23 protein-coding genes and 1 pseudogene are annotated in these 21,118 nt (G+C 70.7%); 9 read left to right on the forward strand and 15 right to left on the reverse strand.

Annotated features, from left to right (window positions below):
- A pseudogene (locus AC4NN1_RS12740) lies at positions 1-640 on the forward strand (hypothetical protein); the annotation flags it as partial.
- Between the two features lie 97 nt (positions 641-737).
- The gene (locus tag AC4NN1_RS12745) at positions 738-2,426 is read left to right on the forward strand and encodes an LPXTG cell wall anchor domain-containing protein (protein ID WP_491955531.1); all 1,689 of its coding nucleotides are present in this window, start codon (positions 738-740) and stop codon (positions 2,424-2,426) included.
- 264 nt (positions 2,427-2,690) lie between these two features.
- Here AC4NN1_RS12745 and rplI read toward each other — a convergent pair whose 3' ends face one another.
- From rplI to AC4NN1_RS12770, 5 genes are all read right to left on the reverse strand, one after another.
- Entirely contained in the window at positions 2,691-3,143 is a 453-nt protein-coding gene (gene rplI, locus AC4NN1_RS12750) for a 50S ribosomal protein L9 (protein WP_018187766.1), read from the reverse strand.
- 11 nt (positions 3,144-3,154) lie between these two features.
- The gene (rpsR, locus tag AC4NN1_RS12755) at positions 3,155-3,409 is read right to left on the reverse strand and encodes a 30S ribosomal protein S18 (protein ID WP_005054609.1); all 255 of its coding nucleotides are present in this window, start codon (positions 3,407-3,409) and stop codon (positions 3,155-3,157) included.
- Between the two features lie 53 nt (positions 3,410-3,462).
- Entirely contained in the window at positions 3,463-3,990 is a 528-nt protein-coding gene (locus AC4NN1_RS12760) for a single-stranded DNA-binding protein (RefSeq protein ID WP_018187767.1), read from the reverse strand.
- A gap of 5 nt (positions 3,991-3,995) precedes the next feature.
- Positions 3,996-4,361, reverse strand: coding sequence for a 30S ribosomal protein S6 (gene rpsF / locus AC4NN1_RS12765; RefSeq protein WP_018187768.1), 366 nt, complete (start codon positions 4,359-4,361; stop codon positions 3,996-3,998).
- 112 nt (positions 4,362-4,473) lie between these two features.
- The gene (locus AC4NN1_RS12770) at positions 4,474-5,427 is read right to left on the reverse strand and encodes a helix-turn-helix transcriptional regulator (protein ID WP_491955532.1); all 954 of its coding nucleotides are present in this window, start codon (positions 5,425-5,427) and stop codon (positions 4,474-4,476) included.
- A 90-nt stretch (positions 5,428-5,517) separates the two neighbouring features.
- Between AC4NN1_RS12770 and AC4NN1_RS12775 the strand changes: the two genes are divergently transcribed.
- Positions 5,518-5,982, forward strand: coding sequence for a VOC family protein (locus tag AC4NN1_RS12775; RefSeq protein WP_116227780.1), 465 nt, complete (start codon positions 5,518-5,520; stop codon positions 5,980-5,982).
- Between the two features lie 79 nt (positions 5,983-6,061).
- A complete protein-coding gene (locus AC4NN1_RS12780) occupies positions 6,062-7,234 on the forward strand; it encodes a hypothetical protein (RefSeq protein ID WP_491955533.1) in 1,173 nt (390 codons plus the stop codon).
- Here AC4NN1_RS12780 and AC4NN1_RS12785 read toward each other — a convergent pair.
- From AC4NN1_RS12785 to AC4NN1_RS12805, 5 genes are all read right to left on the reverse strand, one after another.
- The gene (locus AC4NN1_RS12785) at positions 7,224-8,570 is read right to left on the reverse strand and encodes a DUF6716 putative glycosyltransferase (protein WP_491955534.1); all 1,347 of its coding nucleotides are present in this window, start codon (positions 8,568-8,570) and stop codon (positions 7,224-7,226) included. The genes AC4NN1_RS12780 and AC4NN1_RS12785 overlap by 11 nt on opposite strands.
- On the reverse strand, positions 8,567-9,439 hold the full coding sequence (locus AC4NN1_RS12790; RefSeq protein ID WP_018187772.1) for an N-acetylneuraminate synthase family protein: 873 nt from the start codon (positions 9,437-9,439) through the stop codon (positions 8,567-8,569). The genes AC4NN1_RS12785 and AC4NN1_RS12790 overlap by 4 nt, the downstream gene beginning before the upstream one ends.
- 105 nt (positions 9,440-9,544) lie before the next feature.
- The gene (locus tag AC4NN1_RS12795) at positions 9,545-10,711 is read right to left on the reverse strand and encodes a cytidylyltransferase domain-containing protein (protein ID WP_491955535.1); all 1,167 of its coding nucleotides are present in this window, start codon (positions 10,709-10,711) and stop codon (positions 9,545-9,547) included.
- Entirely contained in the window at positions 10,708-12,060 is a 1,353-nt protein-coding gene (locus tag AC4NN1_RS12800; protein ID WP_491955536.1) for a polysialyltransferase family glycosyltransferase, read from the reverse strand. Before AC4NN1_RS12800 ends, AC4NN1_RS12795 begins: the two co-directional genes overlap by 4 nt.
- A complete protein-coding gene (locus AC4NN1_RS12805) occupies positions 12,057-13,034 on the reverse strand; it encodes a glycosyltransferase family 2 protein (RefSeq protein WP_231370911.1) in 978 nt (325 codons plus the stop codon). Before AC4NN1_RS12805 ends, AC4NN1_RS12800 begins: the two co-directional genes overlap by 4 nt.
- Before the next feature lie 198 nt (positions 13,035-13,232).
- On the opposite strand from AC4NN1_RS12805, the gene AC4NN1_RS12810 reads away from it, so the two are divergent.
- Positions 13,233-13,775 (forward strand): hypothetical protein, encoded by a 543-nt coding sequence (locus tag AC4NN1_RS12810; protein WP_018187776.1) that lies wholly within the window; start codon positions 13,233-13,235, stop codon positions 13,773-13,775.
- Positions 13,776-13,826: 51 nt separating this feature from the next.
- On the opposite strand, the gene AC4NN1_RS12815 is transcribed toward AC4NN1_RS12810, so the two are convergent.
- From AC4NN1_RS12815 to AC4NN1_RS12830, 4 genes are all read right to left on the reverse strand, one after another.
- Complete coding sequence (locus AC4NN1_RS12815; RefSeq protein WP_018187777.1) at positions 13,827-14,213, reverse strand: DUF779 domain-containing protein; 387 nt, start codon at positions 14,211-14,213, stop codon at positions 13,827-13,829.
- A 10-nt stretch (positions 14,214-14,223) separates the two neighbouring features.
- Positions 14,224-15,774 (reverse strand): acetaldehyde dehydrogenase ExaC, encoded by a 1,551-nt coding sequence (exaC, locus tag AC4NN1_RS12820; protein ID WP_311858423.1) that lies wholly within the window; start codon positions 15,772-15,774, stop codon positions 14,224-14,226.
- 228 nt (positions 15,775-16,002) lie between these two features.
- Positions 16,003-17,313 (reverse strand): GAF domain-containing protein, encoded by a 1,311-nt coding sequence (locus AC4NN1_RS12825; RefSeq protein WP_491955537.1) that lies wholly within the window; start codon positions 17,311-17,313, stop codon positions 16,003-16,005.
- A 68-nt stretch (positions 17,314-17,381) separates the two neighbouring features.
- Positions 17,382-17,711 carry a winged helix-turn-helix transcriptional regulator gene (locus AC4NN1_RS12830; protein ID WP_018187780.1) on the reverse strand — a complete coding sequence of 110 codons (330 nt, stop codon included), beginning with the start codon at positions 17,709-17,711 and terminating at the stop codon, positions 17,382-17,384.
- A 72-nt stretch (positions 17,712-17,783) separates the two neighbouring features.
- Here AC4NN1_RS12830 and AC4NN1_RS12835 point away from each other — a divergent pair, with 72 nt between their 5' ends.
- From AC4NN1_RS12835 to AC4NN1_RS12850, 4 genes are all read left to right on the forward strand, one after another.
- Positions 17,784-18,431 carry an FMN-dependent NADH-azoreductase gene (locus AC4NN1_RS12835; protein WP_491955538.1) on the forward strand — a complete coding sequence of 216 codons (648 nt, stop codon included), beginning with the start codon at positions 17,784-17,786 and terminating at the stop codon, positions 18,429-18,431.
- Between the two features lie 93 nt (positions 18,432-18,524).
- A complete protein-coding gene (locus tag AC4NN1_RS12840) occupies positions 18,525-18,917 on the forward strand; it encodes a DUF6992 family protein (protein WP_116227789.1) in 393 nt (130 codons plus the stop codon).
- A 78-nt stretch (positions 18,918-18,995) separates the two neighbouring features.
- Positions 18,996-19,472, forward strand: coding sequence for a hypothetical protein (locus AC4NN1_RS12845; protein WP_116227790.1), 477 nt, complete (start codon positions 18,996-18,998; stop codon positions 19,470-19,472).
- Positions 19,473-19,474: 2 nt separating this feature from the next.
- Entirely contained in the window at positions 19,475-19,675 is a 201-nt protein-coding gene (locus AC4NN1_RS12850; protein WP_020097595.1) for a helix-turn-helix transcriptional regulator, read from the forward strand.
- 1 nt (position 19,676) lies between these two features.
- Here the strand turns inward: AC4NN1_RS12850 and AC4NN1_RS12855 are convergent, their stop codons facing one another.
- Positions 19,677-21,104 (reverse strand): CCA tRNA nucleotidyltransferase, encoded by a 1,428-nt coding sequence (locus AC4NN1_RS12855; RefSeq protein WP_018187785.1) that lies wholly within the window; start codon positions 21,102-21,104, stop codon positions 19,677-19,679.
- Positions 21,105-21,118: the final 14 nt, after the last annotated feature.

Here is a 21,118-nt window from a genome sequence, read left to right on the forward strand (position 1 = left end):
CACCGTTCTACCGCCCGTGATCGGCGTCGTCACGCCGATCACTGACGGAGTCGTCGTGCCCGTCGTGGAGGCGGTCCGCCCGGTCGTCGACCCGGTAGTGGATGCGGTCGACCCGGTGATCGAGACCGAGCTTCCCCCCCTCGTCGACGACGTCGAGCCCGTCACGGTGCCCGCGGCACCTGGCTTCGGCGTCACGCCCGGAGTGTCCTCGCCGAGTTCGCCTGCAGCGCCGGGGAGCGACAGTTCTGCCCCTCGCGTCGAAGCCGGCGCAACGCCCGCCGCCCCCGTGGTGGGTGCAGATTCGACCTCCACGTCGGCCGCCCCGGCGACCCCCGCGGCGCTCGCGACGCGCGACGCCTTCCGTGCGGCCGTGGCGGCTGGTTCGGCCGCCGACGTATCGTCGGCCGCTGCTGAGCGTGCAGCATCCCTCACGCCCGACACCGCCCCGCCCGCGCCCGCGGCGCCTCTGGCGGGAACAGGTTCGTTGACTTCTGCTTCATCCGGAGGAGCTGCCGGGTTGTTCGCCCTGCTTCCGTTCGGTCTCCCCGTCGCGCACCGTGCCTGGGCGCGGCGGGGACGGCCGAACGATGAGCACGGCCTGCCCGCGCCCTTCTTCGACACCGACGTCTCTCCCGACTGACGGGGACTCTGCCGCGCATCTTCGCGGCACGCATCCCGCACGTCCCGCGTGACGGCGCACTCGCGCCATCCCCAGTCATGTTCCAGGAGAGAGAGAAATGAACACCATGTTGTCGCGCGCCCTGCTGGGCACGCTTGTCGCCGGGGGGATCACCCTCTTCGGCGCGGCAGCCGCACAGGCTGCAGAACCGACCACCTCTGGAGAGGACGGGCTGCTTTCGGGCACCCAGGCGCTCCTCAACGTCGATGTCCCCATCAGCGTCGGCGACACGGCGATCTCGCTGATCGGCGACTCGTCCACGAGCTCGAGCGACAAGGGGTCCTCTGCGGCTCCGTCGCGCGACTCCGGCTCCGCCTCCACCAGCGGGTCCAACGGTGCTGCCTCCGGATCGCAGGCGATCATCGACGTGTCCGTCCCCGTCACCGTGAAGGACACGGCGGTCTCGGTCATCGGCGACAGCTCGACCAAGAGCACGGACGCCGCACCCGCCGCACCCGCAAAGGAGCCCGCCACGGCTCCCGCAGCGTCGACCAGCGGGTCTGACGGCGTCGGCTCCGGCACCCAGGTCGTCGGCCCCGTCAAGGCTCCGGTGACCGGCAAGGACACCGCGGTGTCGGTCATCGGTGACAGCAAGACCGAGTCCACGGATGCCGCACCCGCCGCATCGGCAAAGGAGCCCGCCACGACTCCCGCCGCGTCGACCAGCGGGTCCGACGGCATCGCGTCCGGCACGCAGGTCGTCGCCCCCGTGAAGGCTCCGGTGACCGTCAAGGACACCGCGGTCTCGGTCATCGGCGACAGCAAGACCGAGAGCACGGATGCCGCGGCCCCGGCCGCACCGTCGTCGCCCGCACCGTCGGCCACCACCGACGGCTCCGACGGCGCCGTCTCCGGAACGCAGGTCGTCGCGCCCATCACCGTCCCCGTGACGGTCGAGGACGTCGCGATCTCCGTCATCGGAGACAGCACCACCGAAAGCACGGATGCAGCCACCCCGGCCGCACCCGCCACCGGCACCACCGGAACGCCGTCCACCGACGGAACCGACGGCATCGGCTCAGGCACCCAGGTGGTCGCCCCAGTCACCCTCCCGGTGACCATCGACGACACCGCCGTCTCCATCATCGGAGACAGCACCACCGAAAGCACGGATGCAGCCACCCCGGCCGCACCCGCCACCGGCACCACCGGAACGCCGTCCACCGACGGAACCGACGGCATCGGCTCAGGCACCCAGGTGGTCGCCCCGGTCACCCTCCCGGTGACCGTCGACGACACCGCCATCTCCGTCATCGGCGACAGCACCACCGTCGGCGGCGGCACGGCCGGCACGCCTGGCACGGGCACAACGCCCGGCGCCCCGGTCACCTCGGGCGAAAACGGGGTCGGCAGCGGTACGCAGATCCTGCTGCCGATCGACATCCCCGTCACCATCGGCGACACCGCGGTCTCCATCATCGGCGACAGCACGGTGACCGACCCCGGCACGGACCCGACCGACCCGGTCGACCCCGTCGACCCGACCGACCCCGTGGACCCGACGGACCCGGGCACCATCCCGGCGAACCCGGGCACGGTCCCCGGTGACACTCCGGGCATGGGCACGGACGACCAGATCCCCGGCCCCGGCGCCGCTCCGACGGCTCCCGTGACCGCCGCGAGCGACACCGACGGGGCGAGCATGCTGGCACAGACCGGCGGCATCCCCCTGACCTGGCTGCCGATCGCGGCCGTCGCCCTGATCGCGGCGGGAGCACTGCTCACTCTGCGACGCCGCACCGTCTGATCTCCCCCGAGGGGGCGGATGCCGCGAGCCTCGACCCGCGGCATCCGTCCCACCCGTGCGCCGATGCAGGAGATCGCGAGCGACACCCCGACCCCGAGCCCCTCAGCCCGGCGTGTCGCCCCGAAACCCTTGCATCCGCGAACACCCGCAAACACGCGAACACCCGCACACACCCGCGCGCCCGCACACACGCCCCCAAACGCCGGATGCCGCGGCCCCCGCCCCGAAGGGAGGGAACCGCGGCATCCGAACCGCGCGCCAGGGTTACTTGGCGGCGACCACCTGCAGGGTGATCACGGCGGTGAGGTCGTCACGCAGGCGAATGGTCGCCTCGTGCTCACCCACGGCCTTGATCGGCGAGGTGATGTGGATCTTGCGCTTGTCGAGGTCACCGAAACCAGCGGCCTTGACGGCGTCGGCCACGTCGGCGGTCTTCACCGAACCGAACAGACGGCCTTCTGCGCCGGCCTTGACGGCCAGCTTGACCGTGTTCGACTCGAGCGTGTTCTTGAGCGCCACAGCCTCTTCGTGGTCGTGGATCGCGCGGGACTCGCGAGCGGCGCGGATAGACGCCACCTGCTTCTCGCCACCGCGGGTCCAGGCCACAGCGAAGCCCTGGGGGATGAGGTAGTTACGGGCGTACCCGTTCTTGACCTCGATGACGTCGCCTGCGCTACCGAGCCCGGCGACCTCGTTCGTGAGAATCAGCTTTGCCATGTCGGTACTCCTTACCGGCCAGCGCCGGCGTAGGGCAGGAGCGCCATTTCACGGGCGTTCTTGATCGCCTTGGCGATCAGACGCTGCTCCTGCACCGAGACTCCGGTGATACGACGGGCGCGAATCTTTCCACGCTCCGAGATGAACTTGCGAAGCGTCGCGACATCCTTGTAGTCGATGACGCCGACGCGGATCGCCTTCGCGGGAGCGGCGTTCTTCGCGCCCTTCCGCGGCTTGCGGCGATCGCCGGTTGCCTTTCCAGCCATGTGTCTTCCTTAAGAGAGGTGGATGCCGCAGCCCGCGGCATCCGGAATTCGAATCAGAACGGGGTGTCGTCGCCGTAGCTCGTCCCGGGCGCGCTCCAGGCGTCAGGGGCCGAAGACCCGGGCGTCGCCCAGGGCTCGTCTGCCTGCACCTGCGGACGCGACTGCTGCTGACCGCCGCCGAAGCTGCCGCCACCGCCGCCACCATTGCCACCGCTGGACGCGGCGCGGGTGACCTGTGCGGTCGCGTAGCGGAGCGAGGGGCCGATCTCGTCGACCTCCAGCTCGATCGCCGTGCGGTTGTTGCCTTCGCGGTCCTGGTAGGAGCGCTGCTTCAGGCGGCCGGTCGCGACGACCCGCATGCCCTTGGTGAGCGAGCCTGCGACATGCTCAGCGAACTCGCGCCAGACCGACGCGCGCATGAACAGCGCTTCGCCGTCCTTCCACTCGTTGGCTTGACGGTCGAAGCTGCGCGGCGTCGATGCGATCGTGAAGTTCGCGACGGGCAGGCCGTTCTGCGTGTAGCGCAGCTCGGGGTCCGCCGTGAGGTTTCCCACGACCGTGATGATGGTCTCGCCGGCCATGAGCCTTAGGCCTTCGCAGCCTTGCGGGCGGCCTTGGCCTCAGCGCGCTCCTTCTCGGCGGCGACCTGAGCGATCGCCTCCTCGGCGCGGAGGACCTTGGTACGCATGATCTGCTCGTTCAGCTTGAGCTGACGGTCGAGCTCCTTCGTGGCGTCGCTCGTGCCGGTGAAGTTGACGACGGCGTAGATGCCCTCGTTCTTCTTCTGGATCTCGTAGGCGAGACGGCGCTTGCCCCAGACGTCGACGTTGTCAATGGTGCCACCGTCTGCGGTGATGACCTTGAGGAAACCGTCGAGCTTGGGAGCGACCTGGCGCTCGTCGATCTCGGGGTCGAGGATGACCATGAGTTCGTACTGGTGGATGTGCGTCACTAACCCACCTCCTTCGGACTAGAACGGATGCCGAGCATTTCCCGGCATCAGGAGGGTTGATGCACGTGTCCGCTGATTCCGCGCATGAGCGCAGACGGACAACCACAACAGTCTAGCGGATGACCGGCCCGGTCACGGACGCCGCCATCCAGCTCCCCGCCCCCGCCGCCGCGGCGGCCAACTCCGGTGGGCCGACGACCTCGAACGGCACATCGAACCGCAGTGCCCAGGCGAGCACCCCCGCCCACGACCACGACCCGACCCGCACGACGCACGTGCCGTCCGGGCGCTCCGCGAGCTCGGCGTCGCCGAGCCACGGCGCGATCCGCCGAGCCGGCAGCGGCAGGGCGATCTCTCCCGTCACGGGCCACCGGTCCGCCGTCTCGGATCCCTTGAACCTGGCCGTGAGATACGTCTGCGCATCCCCCGTCGGGATCTCGCGCGGCTCGAACGGGACCCCGCCGCCCTGGCGGGGCCGCAGCCGGTCGAGCCGGAGGATGCGCCAGTCCGCGGCATCCCTGTCCCACGCGACCACGTACCAGCGTCCGTCGCGAGCGACGACGGCGTGCGGTTCCGCGTGCCGGGTGGGCCGATCGGCGTCGTCGCCGTAGTCGAAGCGGAGCGTCCGGCGCTCGCGTGCGGCGACGCTCACCGCTTCGAGCGCGGCGGTCGCGACCTGCTCGGCCGGCGGCCCCGCCTCGAACCGGATCCCGTCGATGCGGTGGCGCAGGTGCGACGGCATGACCTGCCGCAGCGTCGCGAGGGCTCGGGCCGCGGCATCCGTGATGTCGACTCCGGATGCCGACTGCAACGCGACGGCGATGGCCACGGCCTGCTCGTCGTCGAAGAGAAGGGGTGGCAGTTCGTCGCCCGGGCTCAGTCGGTACCCGCCGTACGGGCCCTTCGCCGCCGTGATCGCGTAACCGAGCTCCCGCAGCCGGTCGACGTCCCGACGGACCGTGCGGACGGTCACCCCGAGCCGGTCGGCGAGTTCCTGACCTCCCCAGTCGCGGCGCGACTGCAGGACGGACAGCAGATCCAACATCCGGTGCGACGGCGACGACATTCCTCCATCCTGCTCGAGAAGCGGACAGAAACGGTCCTCTATGCGGCGAAGAGTGGATCCCGACAGACAGCCACCGACCGAAGGACCACCATGACCCTCTCCACCACCACGCACCTCAACTTCCACGGCGACGCCCGCGCCGCGCTCGAGTTCTACGGCCGCGTGTTCGACGGCACCGTCTCGGTGACGACGTACGCGCAGGTCGGCATGCCCGCCGAGGCGCCCGGCGCCGAGAAGGTCGTGTTCGGCATCCTCCTCGCGGCGGACGGCTTCCGGCTCATGGCGTACGACGTCCCGGGCGAGACGCGGGGCGCCGAGGCCGTGGCCGGTTCGACCCGCCGCGAGAACGGCGCCACGATCACCGACCGGGCCTTCTTCGTCTCGCTGCAGGGCGACACCCTCGACGAGGTCGCCGCGCGCTGGGAATCCCTCGCCGACGGCGCGACGGTCATCGAGCCGCTCGCCGCGTCGCCGTGGAGCGCCGGCTTCGGCATGCTCACCGACCGCTTCGGAGTGACGTGGGTCGTCGACGTGCGCGCGGCCCACGCCGGCTGACACAGGCACAGAACGTGCACCCGACGCCACCCCGCGAGCAGGATCTCTCGCGGGGTGGCGCTTTCGGTACCGTGGCCGCATGAGCACCCCCGCCTTCGACGCGCGACCTCTGACCGACCCCGTCGACGCGGCCACGGCGCGGGCGTACCGCAAGCACCTCCTGTCGACGGGGCGCGCGCCGAAGACCGCTGGTTGGGCCGCGGGATGCCTCATCGTCGCCGTCGTCGGGGTCTTCGGCCTCGTCGTCGTCAACCTCGTCTTCCGACTCGTGTTCGCCCCGTTCTTCGAGGGGTCACCGCCCGAGGGCGCCGGGTCGATCGCGATCATCCTCGTGGTCGGCCTCATCGCCGCCGGCCTGACCGCCCTCATCGTGAAGGCGTACCGCAACGGCGGCGTGCGCTGGTACCGACTCGACCAGTTCGCCCGGGCGAACGGCATGACCTGGTACCCGCAGGCATCCAACCCGCCGCTGCCGGGGATGATCTTCTCGCTCGGCAGTTCGCGCACGGCGACGGACATCCTCCGCGGCGAGCAGCCCCGCCTGGTCGAGTTCGGGAACTACCGGTACACGACCGGGTCGGGCAAGAACCGCACCACCCACCGCTGGGGCTACGTCGCGATACGTCTCGGCACCCCGCTGCCCCACATCGTGCTGGATGCCGAGGGCAACAACACCTTCCTGGGCACGAACCTGCCGCAGACGTTCGACAAGCACCAGCGGCTCAGCCTCGAGGGCGACTTCGACAAATACTTCTCGCTCTACTGCCCGGAGGGCTACGAGCAGGACGCGCTCTACCTCTTCACGCCCGACATCATGGCGAGGTTCATCGACAACGCCGCGCAGCTCGATGTCGAGATCGTCGACGACTGGCTGTTCCTGTACGGCAAGCGCGACTTCTCCACCCTCGATCCGCGGACGTGGGGTTGGCTGTTCTCCGTCGTCGGTGCACTGATGGACAAGCTCGCGCAGTGGGAGCGGTGGCGGGACGACCGGTTGGCGATGCCCGCCGCCGGCGCAGCGGCATCCGGTGTCGTCGGCGGCGCCGCGAGCGGAACATCGCCCGACGGGGTGGCGGGCGCCCTCCCGTTCGCGCCGCCGGTCGAGGCGCTCCGCCCGCCGCCGGGCGTCGCCCCGAGCGGTCGCCGACTGAAGACGACCGTGCCGTGGGCGACCATCCTGATCGGCGGAGCGATCGTGATCGTCTGGTTCGCGCTGCAGAGCGGGGTGTTCGGGGCGATCTTCAGTCGATGACGGCGGTCGCCAGGACGGATCGGCGCGGGCGCACGATGGGGTCCTGATAGCGCGCGGGCGTCACCGTGATGTCGCTGCCCGCGTCGGACCACGACTCGGCGCCGCGCCGGCCGAGCACCTTGCGGGCCGTCAGGATGCCCCAGACGAGAGGGGCGCCGACGGCGAGCGCGACGGCTCCGAGGACCGAGTGATCTTCCGCGCCGAGGACGGCCTTGCGCTGCCACGCCTCGTGAAGGCGCCCGCCGCGGGCGATCGGCACGACGCGCGGCGCGAGCGCACCCCGGCGGCGCATGTCGACGAGCCGTTCGACGTCCGACCACCACGTCGATTCGGTCGCGTCGTGGAAGTAGTTGTCGGCCAGCCATGCGGTGTGGGGATGCCGGAACCGCCGAGCGATCACATCGTCGGCGCCCCCCTGCACGCCGCTCCGACTGAAGACGGTGTTGAGGTGGCTCTTCGAGACCCCGAACGTCGTGAGCGCGATGACGGGCACGCCCATCGCCATCGCCTCGATCGCGGCCGTGGAACTGACCGTGACGAGCCCTTCCGCGGTCTCGAGCGCCCGAGACATCGGCTCGTGCGAGAAGACGAGGTTGTCGGGCCGATCGCGCAGGAGATCGGTCAGCTCGGTGCGCTCGAAGTGCGTCTCGGCCTCGCCGAGGTCGGGCCGACTGCGCAGCTTGAGGACCACGCGCCGGGTAGGGTCTGCCAGAGCTGCGGCGCGGAGGATCTCGGCGAGCTGGCGCCGTTCCTCGGGCTCGCGCGGCACGATCGCCTGCGCGGCGAAGACGAGGTCCGTACCGCCCATGGCCTCGTGGGCGGGGCGGGCGAACGGCAGGGTGGCCAGACCGAAGCGCATCGTGAGCCCGAGCCGGTCCGCCAGCTGCCGGAACGCGCGCAGCTCGCGCTTCGAGTGCACGACCATCAGGTCGCAGTGCCGGCGATAGAGCGCCGCGCCCCGCTGGGCCGGGATCGACATCCCGGGCAGACCCGAGACGACCACCGGGCGCGGCGTGACCCGGTCGATCTGACGCATCACGAGGCGCACGAACGGACCGCGGCCGCCGATGACGACGACGTCGGGGCGGTCCTTCGCCAGCCAGGCGGCGATGTCGTCGTAGACCACGCGGGTGACCGCCTCGGGACGGATGCCGGTGCCCGCCAACGCCGCATGCTCCTGCGTCACGCTCACCACGAGCGGGGTCTGCACGAGCAGCAGGTGCGGATCGGCGGACGGCGCGGAGTCGATGAGCGCCGCCGACCACTTCACGAAGGAGTCGGCGTCGGCGATCGCGACGACGCGCAGGCGTCCCGGACGGTCACCGCGCATGATCATGCCGGGACGCGGCGCAGCTTCGCCATCGGAGCCAGCTCGCCGTCGTAGATGCGCTTGACGCCATCTCCGAGAGCCGTCTCGATGACACGGATGTCGCGGACCAGGTGCTCGAGGCCGGTCGGCTCGAGCGATGCCGCGTGGTCCGAGCCCCACATCGTGCGGTCGAGAGTGATGTGACGCTCCACCGCGACGGCGCCGAGAGCGACGGCGGCGAGGGAGATCTGCAGGCCCCGCTCGTGACCGGAGTAGCCGATGGGGATACCGGCGTACCGGTCGCGGAGCGAGGCGATCATCTTGATGTTCGCCTCTTCGGGCTCCATCGGGTAGGTCGACGTGGCGTGCATCAGCACGGTGCGGTCGGTGCCGAGCACCTCGAGTGCACGGTCGATCTGATCGATGGTCGACATCCCGGTCGACAGGATGACCGGCTTGCCCGTGGCGCGGAGCGCCTCGAGGAGCTCGATGTCGGTGAGGCTCGCGGAGGCGACCTTGTGGGCGACGACCCCGAGGTCCTCGAGGAAGTCGACGCTCGGCACGTCCCACGGCGACGCGAACCAGTCCAGCCCGCGCATCGTGGCGTGGTCGCCAATCTCGACGTACTGGTCGCGGTCGAATTCGACGCGGTAGCGGTACTCGAGGTAGGTCATGGTGCCCCACGGCGTCTCGCGCAGAGTGTCGCGCATGTGCGCCGGGGTGGCGATCTCGGGCGTGCGCTTCTGGAACTTGACGGCGTCCGCGCCGGCGTCGGCGGCGACGTCGATCAGCCGCTTGGCGAGCTCGACGTCGCCGTTGTGGTTGAGGCCGATCTCGGCGATGACGTACACGGGGTGTCCGCCGCCGAGCACGTGGTTTCCGATGGTCACCGTCATGGCGAGTCCTTTCGTCGTTACTCCTCTCAGGGTGGGTTCCGACCGTGAATGACGGATGAACCCCCGATGGCGAGGACCGGACGACTGGCTGTCGGATGCGTGCGGTCAGCGCGCGGCGAGCACACGATCGGCGAGTTCCCGCACCGCACCGTCGCCACCGCGGCGCATCAGGACGATGCGTGCGGCCGCCACGACCTCGGGCTGCGCATCGGCGACCGCGATCGGCCAGCCGACGAGCGCCATCGCAGCGAGGTCGTTCACGTCGTTGCCGAGGTACGCCGTCTCGGCGAGGTCGACCCCGCGGTCATCGGCCCACTGCCGCAGCACGGATGCCTTGTCCGCCACGCCGTGGACGACCTCGACCTGCAGCTTCTCGGCCCGCGCCCGCACCACGGCGTTCTGCTCCGTCGAGAGGATCAGGATCGGCACCCCCGCACGGCGCAACAGCGCGACGCCCATGCCGTCGGAGCGGCTCACCCTCACGTGCTCGGTGCCGGCGGCATCCACCCATGCGGAGTCGTCGGTGTGCACACCGTCGAAGTCCGTCACGACCACCGTCGCGGCGATCGGCTCGGCGGGCGCCACGAGGTGGGCGAGCGCCTGGGCGGTCCGCAGCTGGGCGGGGTCGTCGATCTCGATCGACGTCGCCTCGGGCACTTCGACGATCTCGGTGCGGCCGAAGAAACGGTGCCGCGCGCGACGGAAACCGTCGGTCGTGAAGACGTAGAACGCGCCGGTCTCGACGTAGTGCGGTTCCCGCTCCTGCCGGCGGGGACGGTGCGCCGCGTCGTGACCGAGAGCGGATGCGGCACCGTCGGCATCCCGCCGCCAGACGAACTCGTAACTCTCCCGCGCCGAGAAGGCGCTGTCGGCGCGCCCGCTCCGGACCGCGGCGAGCCCGTCGCGCAGCGCATCGGCCGGGATGAAGGGGCTCGTCGCCTGCAGGAACGCCGTCACCCGCGGCGCGATGCCGTCGTCGGCGAGGACGTCGAGGGCGTGCAGGAGTGCACTCTCGGAGCTCGCCGTGTCGCCCGAGATGTCGGCCGGGCGGGCGATGACGCGGGCGCCTGCGTCGCGTGCGGCGGCCGCGATCGCCTCGTCGTCGGTGGAGACCACGACGAGGTCGACGGCTCCGGACGCGTGCGCCGCTCGCACGGCACGGACGACGAGCGGCACCCCGCCCACGCGCGCCACGTTCTTGCCCGGCACCCCTTTCGACCCACCTCGGGCAGGGATGATCGCGATCGTCTCGACGGTGCCTGCCACGGTCATCCTCCTCGAAGGGCCTTCCAGGCCCGCTTGCCGCGGCGGCGAGCGCCGCGGAGGGCGAGCTGGATCTCGGTGATCCGACTCGCGCCACTCTGCGCCCCGAGGGCGCGGGCGAACAGTCCGGGCCGGGCACCGCCCGGCAGGCCGAGCGAGCTCAGCCGGGTGCGGGCGAAGTAGCGGTGCCGCTCGTCGGCGGGCGCCTCGGTGAGGAACTCCTCTGCGCGAGCGCGCAGGTGCGCGGCGATCACCGGCTGCATCGCGAAGCCGACCGCGTCGACGAGGTGCTGCATCCGCTCTCCCCGGTACGGCGAATCGGCGCGGGTGAGCGCGTCGATGATCGTGACCGGGATGCGGTTGCCGTTCTCATAGGGCGTGAGCCGCTGCAGCAGCAGCTCGGTGCCGACGGCGGCGATGGGGAGTCCGGTCAGCGCCTGCAGTGTCGGGAGGGCGGTCGAGAATCCCGCGACCGCGCCGACGAACGGGGCTCGCAGCGCCAGGACCTCGGCGGGGGTGCCGCCGCGGAACACGGTGAACCGCACGCCGCGACTCTCCGCGTGCGCGGCGAGGTCGTCGATCAGCGCGGGTGCGGCGGACGGATGCGGCTTGAACACGATCGCGCCGGGCGTCCACTCGAGCGCGCGGTCGATCATGTCGCACTGCATCTGCAGTTCCTCGTCGGCGGTGATGAGCTTCAGCGCCGAGAGGTATTGGCCCAGGACGAGCGCGGGCCGATCGAGATCGCCGAGCGCGTCGATGGCGGGATCGTCGGTCGCGGCGGCCACCTCGTCGACGACGGCGCGGAGAGCCGTCGCCGGGACGGGCAACCGGTCGGTGCCGGCGAACAGCAGCGGCTCGACCCCGGGGACGGTGTCGGCGTAGACGACGCCGACCACACGACCGGCGACCGTGTGCGGCCACCGGTTGCGGATGGGCGAATAGGTCATCAGACCGTCGCCGACGATCGACACGGGCGCGCCCATGAAGACGTCGATGAACACGCGCGACGGCGCGACCTGAGGGCTCTGCAGGAACAGCTCGACCGCGTGGTCGCCGATCCCCCAGGCCTGTCGGAGCAGCCGCTCGAGCACGGGCGCCTCACCGACGGTGACCCGCCAGTGCGGCGGCCGCTCCGGCGCGAGCAGTTCGTTGAGGTCGATCACGCGGTCGAAGCGGGACCGCAACGCCGCCAGATGCGGGGCGTCGACGATGCCGTCGCCGGCCTCGGGAATGATCGCGGCGTTGACGGCGACCAGGATGCGACCCGACGACGAGGCGGGGAGGGCACCGGCATCCATCGCGGCCACCGCCGTCATGAGACCGTATGCCGAGTTGAGGACGAAGATCTGGGTCATGCGCTGCGGACCTCGCGCACGAGGCGCGCAAGGATGCGGCGTCGCCGATCCGACAGGCGCGACAGGGCGGGGTCGATCTGGTCCGCGGGGATGGCGCGGAGGAGATCGCGGATGCCGCTGCGCAGCGCCGTGCGGTCGGCGGTCGACATCGCCCGCGCGCGGAACAGGTGGTACGCGCAGACCGACATCGTCGTGGTGGCGATCTTCGGCAGGAACCTGTCGGCGTCGTGGTCGTCTTCGACGACACGGATCGCCTCGGCGAAGGCAGGGAGGAAGTCGAGTTGGCGGCGGTCGAGGACCTGGGTCAGCGAGGTCGTGACGCCGCGGCGGTACAGGATGGCGGGCGCGTCGACGACGGCGAATGATGCCGCCCGCAGATGGAGCCGCCAGATCCACGGTCGGTCCTCCGCCGTGAACAGTCCGGGCTCGAAGTGGGCGAGACCCTGATCCAGGATGCGGCGATGGAACATTCCCGCCCAGGCATAGGGGTAGTCGACCATGGTGGTCTCGTCCGCGGGCAGGATCGCCTCGCGCGGCGACACCGCCCGTCCGCGCCACGCGTGCGGCGCCCTCATCAACCGGCGGCGGCCGTCCGTGTCGGTCACGTGGTCGGTGCGTACGAAGTCGCATTCCAGCCGGCGCATCGAGGCGATGAGGCTCTCGAGGCGCTCGGGATGCATCCAGTCGTCGCCGTCGACGAAGCAGAAGAACTCGGTGTCCACGCGCTCGAGTCCCTGGTTGCGGGCGGCGGCGAGTCCGACGGGCTGCGGGTTGGAGATGATCTCCACGTGGGGCATGTCGCGGGCGAAGTGCTGGACCTGCACACGGGTGTCGTCCGTCGAGCCGTCGTCGATGACCACCAGCCGTAGCCGGCCGGGGTCCTGGAACTGGCGTCCGAGAGTCGTGACGGTCGTGCCGATGTAGGGACCCGCGTCTTTCGCCGGAAGGATGACGGTCACGATCGGAGAGGACACGTCGCGATACAAACAAGTGGTCGTGACCGGGAGGTTGCTCCCGGGTGAACGGTCGCTGACCTCGTTCGCGTCGTAGCACAGCAGTACCCCTCGGTCCACGGTTCGAGCTGCTCGGACTCCTCGGCTACCGTTGTCGATCGTCGGGGGGCGCGTCGTCATGGTGCGTGTCCTCGCACACCGCAGACCAAGGAGACCCACATGTCACGTACGCACACCATCTCCGCCGGCTTCGCCGTCGCAACGCTGGCACTGTTCGCCCTGACCGGGTGCGGCTCGGCCGAATCGGGCACCACCACCAACCCCGCGCCGGTCAGCTCCGCTCCCGCCGCCCAGTCCCCGTCCGCTGACGCCGAGGCGCCTACCGGCGACCAGACCACGGCCGAGGCCTGCTCCATCCTGCAGTCCGACATGACCGACCTGTCGAGCGAGATCAACGCCGCGAGCGGCGAGGTCAACAGCGCGATCCAGTCCGGCGACACGAGCGCCGTCCGCGACACCCTCTCCGAGATCGGCGGGAAGATCGACGACGTCTCGGGCAAGATCACCAACCCCGAGGTCTCCGAGGCGTTCGACGCGTACGCCACGGCCTGGGGCAGCTTCGAGAAGACCTTCGCCGAGATCAGCGACGCGGTCGACGCCAAGGACCAGGCTGCGCTGCAGTCCGCCGCCGGCGACATCAACACGGGCGTCACGGCGTTCACCGACGCCGCAGGCAAGATCGGCGAAGCCTGCAACGGCTGAGTCCCCTGTTCGCACGGCGCCCCTCGTCCCTCGGACGGGGGGCGCCGTGCGTCAGGCGAGCCCGAAGGCGACGAGCTCGTCGGCGGTCAGCATCCGGGACCGGATGAGGAACCGCATCCCGGTCGGTCCTTCGACGCTGAACCCCGCGCCGCGCCCGGGCACGACATCGATCGTGAGATGCGTGTACTTCCAGTACTCGAACTGGGATGCCGACATGTAGACCTCGATCGGATCGTCGATGCCCGCGTCGATGTCGCCGAGCTTCACGTCTCCCGGTCCGGTGAGGAACATCCCGATCGGGAAGCACATGGGACTGCTGCCGTCGCAGCATCCGCCGGACTGATGGAACATCAGGGGTCCGTGCTGCGCGGTGAGGGTGCGCAGCAGAGCCGCCGCCTCGTCCGAGACGGCGACCCTGCTGTAGGTGGTGTCGGTCATGGGGGTCGGCTCAGAAGAAGCCCATCGCGCCCTCGGCGTAGGACACGAGCAGGTTCTTCGTCTGCTGGTAGTGGTCGAGCATCTTGAGGTGGTTCTCGCGACCGATGCCGGACTGCTTGTACCCGCCGAACGCGGCGTGCGCGGGGTACTGGTGATACGTGTTCGTCCAGACGCGACCCGCCTCGATCGCCCGTCCCGCACGGTAGGCGGTGGCGCCGGAGCGGCTCCAGACGCCCGCACCGAGGCCGTACAGGGTGTCGTTGGCGATCGAGATGGCGTCGTCGAAGTCGTCGAAGCTCGTCACCGAGAGCACCGGGCCGAAGATCTCCTCCTGGAAGATGCGCATGTCGTTCGTGCCCTCGAACACGGTCGGCGCGACGTAGTACCCGCCGCTGAGCTCGCCGCCGAGGTCGACCCGCTCGCCGCCGGTGAGCAGCTTCGCGCCGCCCTGCTTGCCGATGTCGATGTAGCTGAGGATCTTCTCGAGCTGATCGTTGGATGCCTGGGCTCCGATCATCGTGGCCGGGTCGAGGGGATTGCCCTGCACGACCTTGCCGACGCGCTCGAGACCGTCCGAGAGGAACGAGTCGTAGATCGAGCGTTGGATGAGCGACCGAGACGGACACGTGCAGACCTCGCCCTGGTTGAGGGCGAACATCGTGAAGCCCTCGAGCGCCTTGTCGTAGTACGCGTCGTCGGTGCGGCTGGCGACGTCCTCGAAGAACAGGTTCGGGCTCTTGCCTCCGAGCTCGAGGGTGACGGGGATCAGGTTCTGCGAGGCGTACTGCATGATGAGGCGCCCGGTCGTCGTCTCACCGGTGAACGCGATCTTGCGGATGCGCTTGTGCGAGGCGAGCGGGGCGCCCGCTTCGATGCCGAACCCGTTGACGATGTTCACGACGCCCGCGGGCAGCAGGTCGCCGATGATCTCGAAGAGGAACAGGATGGATGCCGGGGTCTGCTCGGCCGGCTTCAGCACGACGCAGTTGCCCGCCGCGAGGGCGGGGGCGAGCTTCCACGTGGCCATGAGGATCGGGAAGTTCCAGGGGATGATCTGCCCCACCACTCCCAGCGGCTCGTGGAAGTGATAGGCCACCGTGTCCTCGTCGAGCTGGCTGAGCGTGCCCTCCTGGGCCCGCAGAACGCCCGCGAAGTAGCGGAAGTGGTCGGCGGCGAGCGGGATGTCGGCGGCCAGCGTCTCGCGGACGGGCTTGCCGTTCTCCCACGTCTCGGCGACGGCGATCTTCTCGAGGTTCTGCTCGATGCGGTCGGCGATCTTGTTGAGGATGACGGCGCGCTCGGCGGGCGTCGTCTTCCGCCACGACGCGAACGCCTGCCAGGCGACCTCGACGGCACGGTCGATGTCCTCGACGGTGCCGCGGCCGACCTCGCAGAACGGCTTGCCGGTGACGGGGGTGATGTTCTCGAAGTACTGGCCCTTCACGGGCTCGACGAACTCGCCCCCGATGTAGTGGCCGTAGCGCGCACGGTACTCGGCGACCGAGCCCCGCTGGCCGGGTGCGGCGTAGGCGCTCGAGACGCCCTCTTCGACGATGGTCATGCTGTCTCCTTCGACGGACATGGATGCGGCGTCCTCGCCGCGGATCGGATTGCCCGCACGCTACGCCGCCCGAGGTTGCATCGGGTTGCGCGGGCCGGGCGGGGCGACCGTGCGCGGATGCAATAGATCTCGCGCGACACGCCGCGCCCCGGCATCCGATCCCGGCGTGTCGCGTCGGATCCCTTGCATCCGCGGACACCCGCAAGCGCGCCAGCCCCGCGGAGCGCGTCAGCCCAGCGCTTCGATGCGGGCGACGAGGCCAGCGCGGCGCGGCGACCGGGCCGGCAGCATCCCGAGGCAGAGGCGCAGCACCTCGGCATCCTCGGATCCCTCGGCCGTGTCGGCGTAGGCGAGGAGGACGTCCACGCCCGCCTCGGTGAGGAGCGTCTCGCGCAGGGTCGCGCGGACGGATTCGCGGAGCGCGTCCACCCCGGGGGCGAAGGACTCGGGCAGGACGGCGCCCGGGTAGGCGGCGAGCGCGACCCGGTGCGCACCGCGCCCGAGGAGCGACACGACGTGCTGCACGTCGGTCTCGAGCTCGGCGGGCAGCCGGTAGGGGCGCGACAGCGGCACGAGGTGAGGCGCGCGCTTCTCGAGCACCTTCCGCAGCCGCACCATCTCGGGTCGCAGGGTCTCGACGGCCGGCTCGCCGTAGACGAGCCCCGCCAGGGCGTCGGCCGACAGCCCCTCCCGGTGGGTCGCGAGCATGAGCAGGATCTCGGCGTGCCGGGCACTGAGCTCGACGACGGATGCCGCGGCATCCCCCGCCGTCTCGAGCAGGGCACGGTCGCGCCCGAGCACCCGCAGGGTCGCGTGGGGGCGCGTCGCGGGGCGCGTCGCCCGGCGCCTGGGCGTCGCCGCCCGGGAGCGCAGGCGTCCGACGAGCAGTTCGCTCTCGATGGCGCGGGCCGTCGCGTCGACGAGCAGCTGCGCCTGAGGGGTCACGGCCTCCGACCCGCCGGTGACGTCGATGACGCCGAGCAGACGCTGCGTCTCGGGGTCGTGCACGGGTGCCGCCGTGCACGACCACGGCTGCACGTACCGGTTGAAGTGCTCCGCCTGTCGGATCTGCACGGCGCGGTCGAGGGCGAGGGCCGTTCCCGGCGCGGAGGTGCCGACGGATGCCTCGGCCCAATCCGCACCCGCGACGAAACCCATGTCGCCGGTGAGCGTGCGGATGCCGCGGTCGCCCTCGACCCAGAGGAGGCGGCCCGAGGCATCCCCGACCGCGACGACGACGCCGGAGTCCTCTGCGGAGCCGGGGAGCAGCAGCGAGCGCACCATCTCCATGACACCCGCCAGGGGGTGCGCGCGTCGGTACGCCTCGAGTTCGTCGGCGGTCATGTCGAGCCGCGGCAGGCCTTCGGCGGCGGCATCCGAGGCGAGCGAGCGACGCCACGACTCGCGGACCAGCGGACGGACGTCGGCGAGACGCGGATCCCCGGTGTTCCCCGCGAGGAGCTCTTCGTGAGCGCGCTCGATCAGCAGGCGCGAGGTGGCGGGTGCGACCTCGGTCCGGGCGGACCACGGCGAGCTCATGGGGCTCCGATCATCGTCGAAGGAGCGATGCCGGCCAGTCTAGGTCGGGCTGCCGCGCGGCGACAGGCTCAGCGACGGAGGAGGTTGCCGTCTGCCCATTCGCCGAGCTGGGTCAGGATCGGTGCCAGGCGGCACCCCGCCTCGGTCAGCGCGTACGTGACCGCGACCGGCGGGCCTGGTTCGACCTGGCGCGCGATCAGGCCGGCGTCGGAGAGCTCGGTGAGTCGGTCCGACAGGACGGCGTCGCTGATGCCCGAGACGGCACGGCGCACTCCCGAGAACGAGAGCTCGCCCTCACCGAGGACGTCGAGGATCATGCCGTTCCAGCGTTTGCCGAGGATCGAGAACGCGTGCGAGACCGCGGCGTCGCACTGTCGCGCGTCGTGATCATCGGCCATGGATACATCGTAGGCGTGCTAGCGTTCACGAAGCCGCTATGTTTTCCATAGTCACTCTGATCGGAGAAGCACATGACCCTGTTCCGTCTCGATGCCAGCATCCTGCCCGCCACGTCCGCCAGCCGCGAGCTCGGCGACCTCGTCGAGGCGGAGTGGCTCGCCGCCCACCCGTCCTCCACCGTCGTGCGGCGCGATGTCGCCGCCGACCCGATCGTCGCGACCGCCTGGCGGGACTCGGTGACCTCCGGCTTCACGCCGGTCGAGGAGCTGACCGACGGACAGCGTGAGGCGATCGCGCTCCGCACGCGTCTCGCCGACGAGCTGATCGACGCCGATGCGCTACTGTTCACCGTGCCCCTCTACAACTACGGCGTCTCGCAGCACGTGAAGACCTGGTTCGACCTCGCCTACACGGATCCCCGGATCGACCCGCAGGGGACGGCGCTGCGCAGCAAGCCGGCGACCCTGGTGACCGTCCTCGGCGGCAACTACGCGCCCGGCAGCCCGCGCGAGGGCTGGGACCACTCGACCGGGTGGCTCCGCCGTGTCTTCGAGGACGTCTGGGGTCTCGAGCTCACCGTCGTCCACCGCCCCTTCACACTGGTGGGCGTCAACCCGGCGCTCGATGCCTTCACCGACGCCGCGGCCGAGCTCAAGGCCGGCGCGGAGCAGGCCGCGGTCGACGCCGGTCGCGCCCTCGCGGCATCCCGCGCGGCCTGAGACGACCCTCGCCCGTCACGACTCGCCGCACGGCGGTGCAGATCGTGACGGGCGAACGACCCCACGGTGCCGCCGCTCCCGCATCATGGACGCATGGCATCCGCGAAGAGCGTCACCGGCACCGTCGTCCGTCGCCTCACCCGGTGGGGCACGGCATCCGTCCTCGTCGGCGGCGCGCTCGCGCTGGTCCCCCGGACCCGCGCGTTCGGCGTGCAGACGCTGATGTGGGGGGCCATCGACGCGGGTCTCGCGGCGTTCACCCGCCGGCAGCAGACCGTCCCGAAGAAGCGGATGCTGCGCCGCATCCTGCTCGTGAACGCGGCGCTCGACGTGGGCTACGTCGCGACCGGCGCGCACCTCGCCGCGCGGACCCCTTCGTTCGGCGGTCGCCTGGGCGCGGCCGATGCCCGCGGACACGGCCTGGCGATCGTCATCCAGGGCGCGGCTCTGTTCGTCATCGACCTGACGGCGGCCCGGCGCCTCTGACACGACCCTTGCGCCGCTCACCCCGGCCGTGTCAAGGTTGCTTTACAGTAAAGCGACCTTGACACCTGGGAGAGCATCATGACGAACACCGACGGGACCGTGCCGAACATCGACCGCACCCGCTGGGGACGCCTCCGCGGTGGCAGCAGCACTCCCGCGATGGTGATCGCGATCCCGGCCGGCCTCGTCCTCGCCGTCCTGGTCGGCGTCATCGCCGCCGCGATGTGGGATGCCCCCACCCCGCCCGTCGTCGTGGGCATCGGCTTCACGGTCGTCACCCTCCCCGCGCTCGTCGGCCTGGTCTGGGCGTTCCTGGTCGATCGCAACACGCTGCGCGGCGCGATCGACCGGCCCGAGGAGTCCGTCGAAGGCGCCTGGTACGACAAGGCCGCGCAGGGTGCCTTCTCGGACATCCTCCTCATCGTCGGGCTCGGCACGGCGTTCCTCGCCATCACCGGCACCCGGATCGACGTGCTCATCGCCCTCATCGGCGTCCTTCTCATCGCGATGGGCAGCTTCACCGTCCGCTACCTCGTCGCGCGGCGCCGGGGCTGAGGGTGCGGAACACACTGCCTGCGCTGCGACAGGACCGCGGCTGGTCGCAGCAACGCCTCGCGGACGAGCTCGGCGTCTCGCGTCAGACGATCATCTCGATCGAACGCGGCCGATTCGACCCGAGCCTGCCGCTCGCGTTCCGCATCGCGCGTCTGTTCGAGACGTCGATCGAGACCGTGTTCGAGCCCGACGACGCCGACTGAGTCAGGCTCGCGCGGCCCACCAGTCGCGCAGGCGCTGCTCGGCGACCTCCGGCTCGACGACGCCCTCATCGAGGCGGATGTCGAGCAGGAACCGGTACGCCTCGCCCACCTCGCGACCGGGGCGGATGCCGAGGACCTCCTGGATCCGGTTGCCGTCCAGCGCCGGGCGCATCGCCTCGAGCTGCTCCTGCTCGGCGAGCTGCGCGATCCGCGTCTCGATGTCGTCGTAGGCCGAGCGCAGCCGACCCGCCTTGCGCTTGTTCCGCGTGGTCACGTCTGCCCGCGTGAGGATGTGCAGCCGTTCGAGCTGCTCACCCGCGTCGCGGACGTAGCGGCGGACGGCCGAATCGGTCCAGGCGCCCTCGGCGTACCCGAAGAAGCGCAGGTGCTGCTCGATGAGCTGACACACGGCGTCCGTCGTCGCGCCGTCGAACTTGAGGGCCTGCAGGCGCTTGCGTGCCATGCGGGCGCCCTTGACGTCGTGGTGATGGAAGCTGACGGCGCCGCCCGGCTCGAGCTTGCGCGTCGCCGGCTTGCCGATGTCGTGCAGGAGCGCCGCGAGGCGCAGCGTCACGTCGGGCGCCGCGCCCGGGTGCCGCTGCTTCTCGAGGTCGATCGCCTGCGCGAGCACCGTGAGCGAGTGCTCGTAGACGTCCTTGTGGTGGTGGTGCTCGTCGACCTCGAGCCGCAACGCGGGGACCTCGGGCAGGAACAGTTCCATGAGGCCGGTATCGACGAGCAGACGGATGCCGCGGTCCGGCGCGTCGGTCGCGAGAAGCTTCACCAGCTCGCCCTGCACGCGCTCGGGGCTCACGATCGACAGGCTCGGTGCCAGGCGGGTCATGGCCTCGAGGGTGGCCGGATGCACGTCCATGCCGAGCTGGCTCGCGAAGCGCGCCGCGCGCAGCATCCGGAGCGGGTCGTCGCCGAAGCTGACGTCGGGGTCGGTCGGGGTGCGGAGCGACTCGCCGACGAGGTCCTCGACGCCGCCGGTCGGGTCGACGAGGGAGGGACCGGGGATCCGCAGCGCCATCGCGTTGACCGTGAAATCACGCCTGACCAGGTCTTGCTCGAGCGTGTCGCCGAACTCGACGGTGGGCTTGCGGGTCGTGCCGTCGTAGCTGTCGGCCCGGTACGTCGTGATCTCGACCTGCTCGCCGCGGACCTTCGCACCGATCGTGCCGAATGCGCGACCGATGTCCCACGTCGCCGTCGAGAGGGGTTTCACGATGCGCAGGATGTCGTCGGGGCGCGCGTTCGTCGTGTAGTCGAGGTCGTTCACCCTGCGGCCGAGCAGCGCGTCGCGGACGGGTCCGCCGACGATCGCGAGCTCGTACCCGGCATCCGCGAACGCACGGGCCAGCGCGGCCGACACGGGAGCCTCCGCGAGCGCGCCCAGGCGCGCGAGACCCTCGGCCATGTTCAGCATGCCTACGAGCCTAC

This window comes from Microbacterium sp. MDV22-iso44, from assembly GCF_058629135.1.

What these genes read in the sequence shown, in the direction of transcription:
- AC4NN1_RS12745 (WP_491955531.1), top strand. Translation starts at nt 738, where the DNA reads ATGAACACCATGTTGTCGCGCGCCCTGCTGGGCACGCTTGTCGCCGGG.
- rplI (WP_018187766.1), bottom strand. Translation starts at nt 3,143, where the DNA reads ATGGCAAAGCTGATTCTCACGAACGAGGTCGCCGGGCTCGGTAGCGCA.
- rpsR (WP_005054609.1), bottom strand. Translation starts at nt 3,409, where the DNA reads ATGGCTGGAAAGGCAACCGGCGATCGCCGCAAGCCGCGGAAGGGCGCG.
- AC4NN1_RS12760 (WP_018187767.1), bottom strand. Translation starts at nt 3,990, where the DNA reads ATGGCCGGCGAGACCATCATCACGGTCGTGGGAAACCTCACGGCGGAC.
- AC4NN1_RS12770 (WP_491955532.1), bottom strand. Translation starts at nt 5,427, where the DNA reads ATGTCGTCGCCGTCGCACCGGATGTTGGATCTGCTGTCCGTCCTGCAG.
- AC4NN1_RS12775 (WP_116227780.1), top strand. Translation starts at nt 5,518, where the DNA reads ATGACCCTCTCCACCACCACGCACCTCAACTTCCACGGCGACGCCCGC.
- AC4NN1_RS12780 (WP_491955533.1), top strand. Translation starts at nt 6,062, where the DNA reads ATGAGCACCCCCGCCTTCGACGCGCGACCTCTGACCGACCCCGTCGAC.
- AC4NN1_RS12785 (WP_491955534.1), bottom strand. Translation starts at nt 8,570, where the DNA reads ATGATCATGCGCGGTGACCGTCCGGGACGCCTGCGCGTCGTCGCGATC.
- AC4NN1_RS12790 (WP_018187772.1), bottom strand. Translation starts at nt 9,439, where the DNA reads ATGACGGTGACCATCGGAAACCACGTGCTCGGCGGCGGACACCCCGTG.
- AC4NN1_RS12795 (WP_491955535.1), bottom strand. Translation starts at nt 10,711, where the DNA reads ATGACCGTGGCAGGCACCGTCGAGACGATCGCGATCATCCCTGCCCGA.
- AC4NN1_RS12800 (WP_491955536.1), bottom strand. Translation starts at nt 12,060, where the DNA reads ATGACCCAGATCTTCGTCCTCAACTCGGCATACGGTCTCATGACGGCG.
- AC4NN1_RS12810 (WP_018187776.1), top strand. Translation starts at nt 13,233, where the DNA reads ATGTCACGTACGCACACCATCTCCGCCGGCTTCGCCGTCGCAACGCTG.
- AC4NN1_RS12815 (WP_018187777.1), bottom strand. Translation starts at nt 14,213, where the DNA reads ATGACCGACACCACCTACAGCAGGGTCGCCGTCTCGGACGAGGCGGCG.
- exaC (WP_311858423.1), bottom strand. Translation starts at nt 15,774, where the DNA reads ATGACCATCGTCGAAGAGGGCGTCTCGAGCGCCTACGCCGCACCCGGC.
- AC4NN1_RS12825 (WP_491955537.1), bottom strand. Translation starts at nt 17,313, where the DNA reads ATGAGCTCGCCGTGGTCCGCCCGGACCGAGGTCGCACCCGCCACCTCG.
- AC4NN1_RS12830 (WP_018187780.1), bottom strand. Translation starts at nt 17,711, where the DNA reads ATGGCCGATGATCACGACGCGCGACAGTGCGACGCCGCGGTCTCGCAC.
- AC4NN1_RS12835 (WP_491955538.1), top strand. Translation starts at nt 17,784, where the DNA reads ATGACCCTGTTCCGTCTCGATGCCAGCATCCTGCCCGCCACGTCCGCC.
- AC4NN1_RS12840 (WP_116227789.1), top strand. Translation starts at nt 18,525, where the DNA reads ATGGCATCCGCGAAGAGCGTCACCGGCACCGTCGTCCGTCGCCTCACC.
- AC4NN1_RS12845 (WP_116227790.1), top strand. Translation starts at nt 18,996, where the DNA reads ATGACGAACACCGACGGGACCGTGCCGAACATCGACCGCACCCGCTGG.
- AC4NN1_RS12855 (WP_018187785.1), bottom strand. Translation starts at nt 21,104, where the DNA reads ATGCTGAACATGGCCGAGGGTCTCGCGCGCCTGGGCGCGCTCGCGGAG.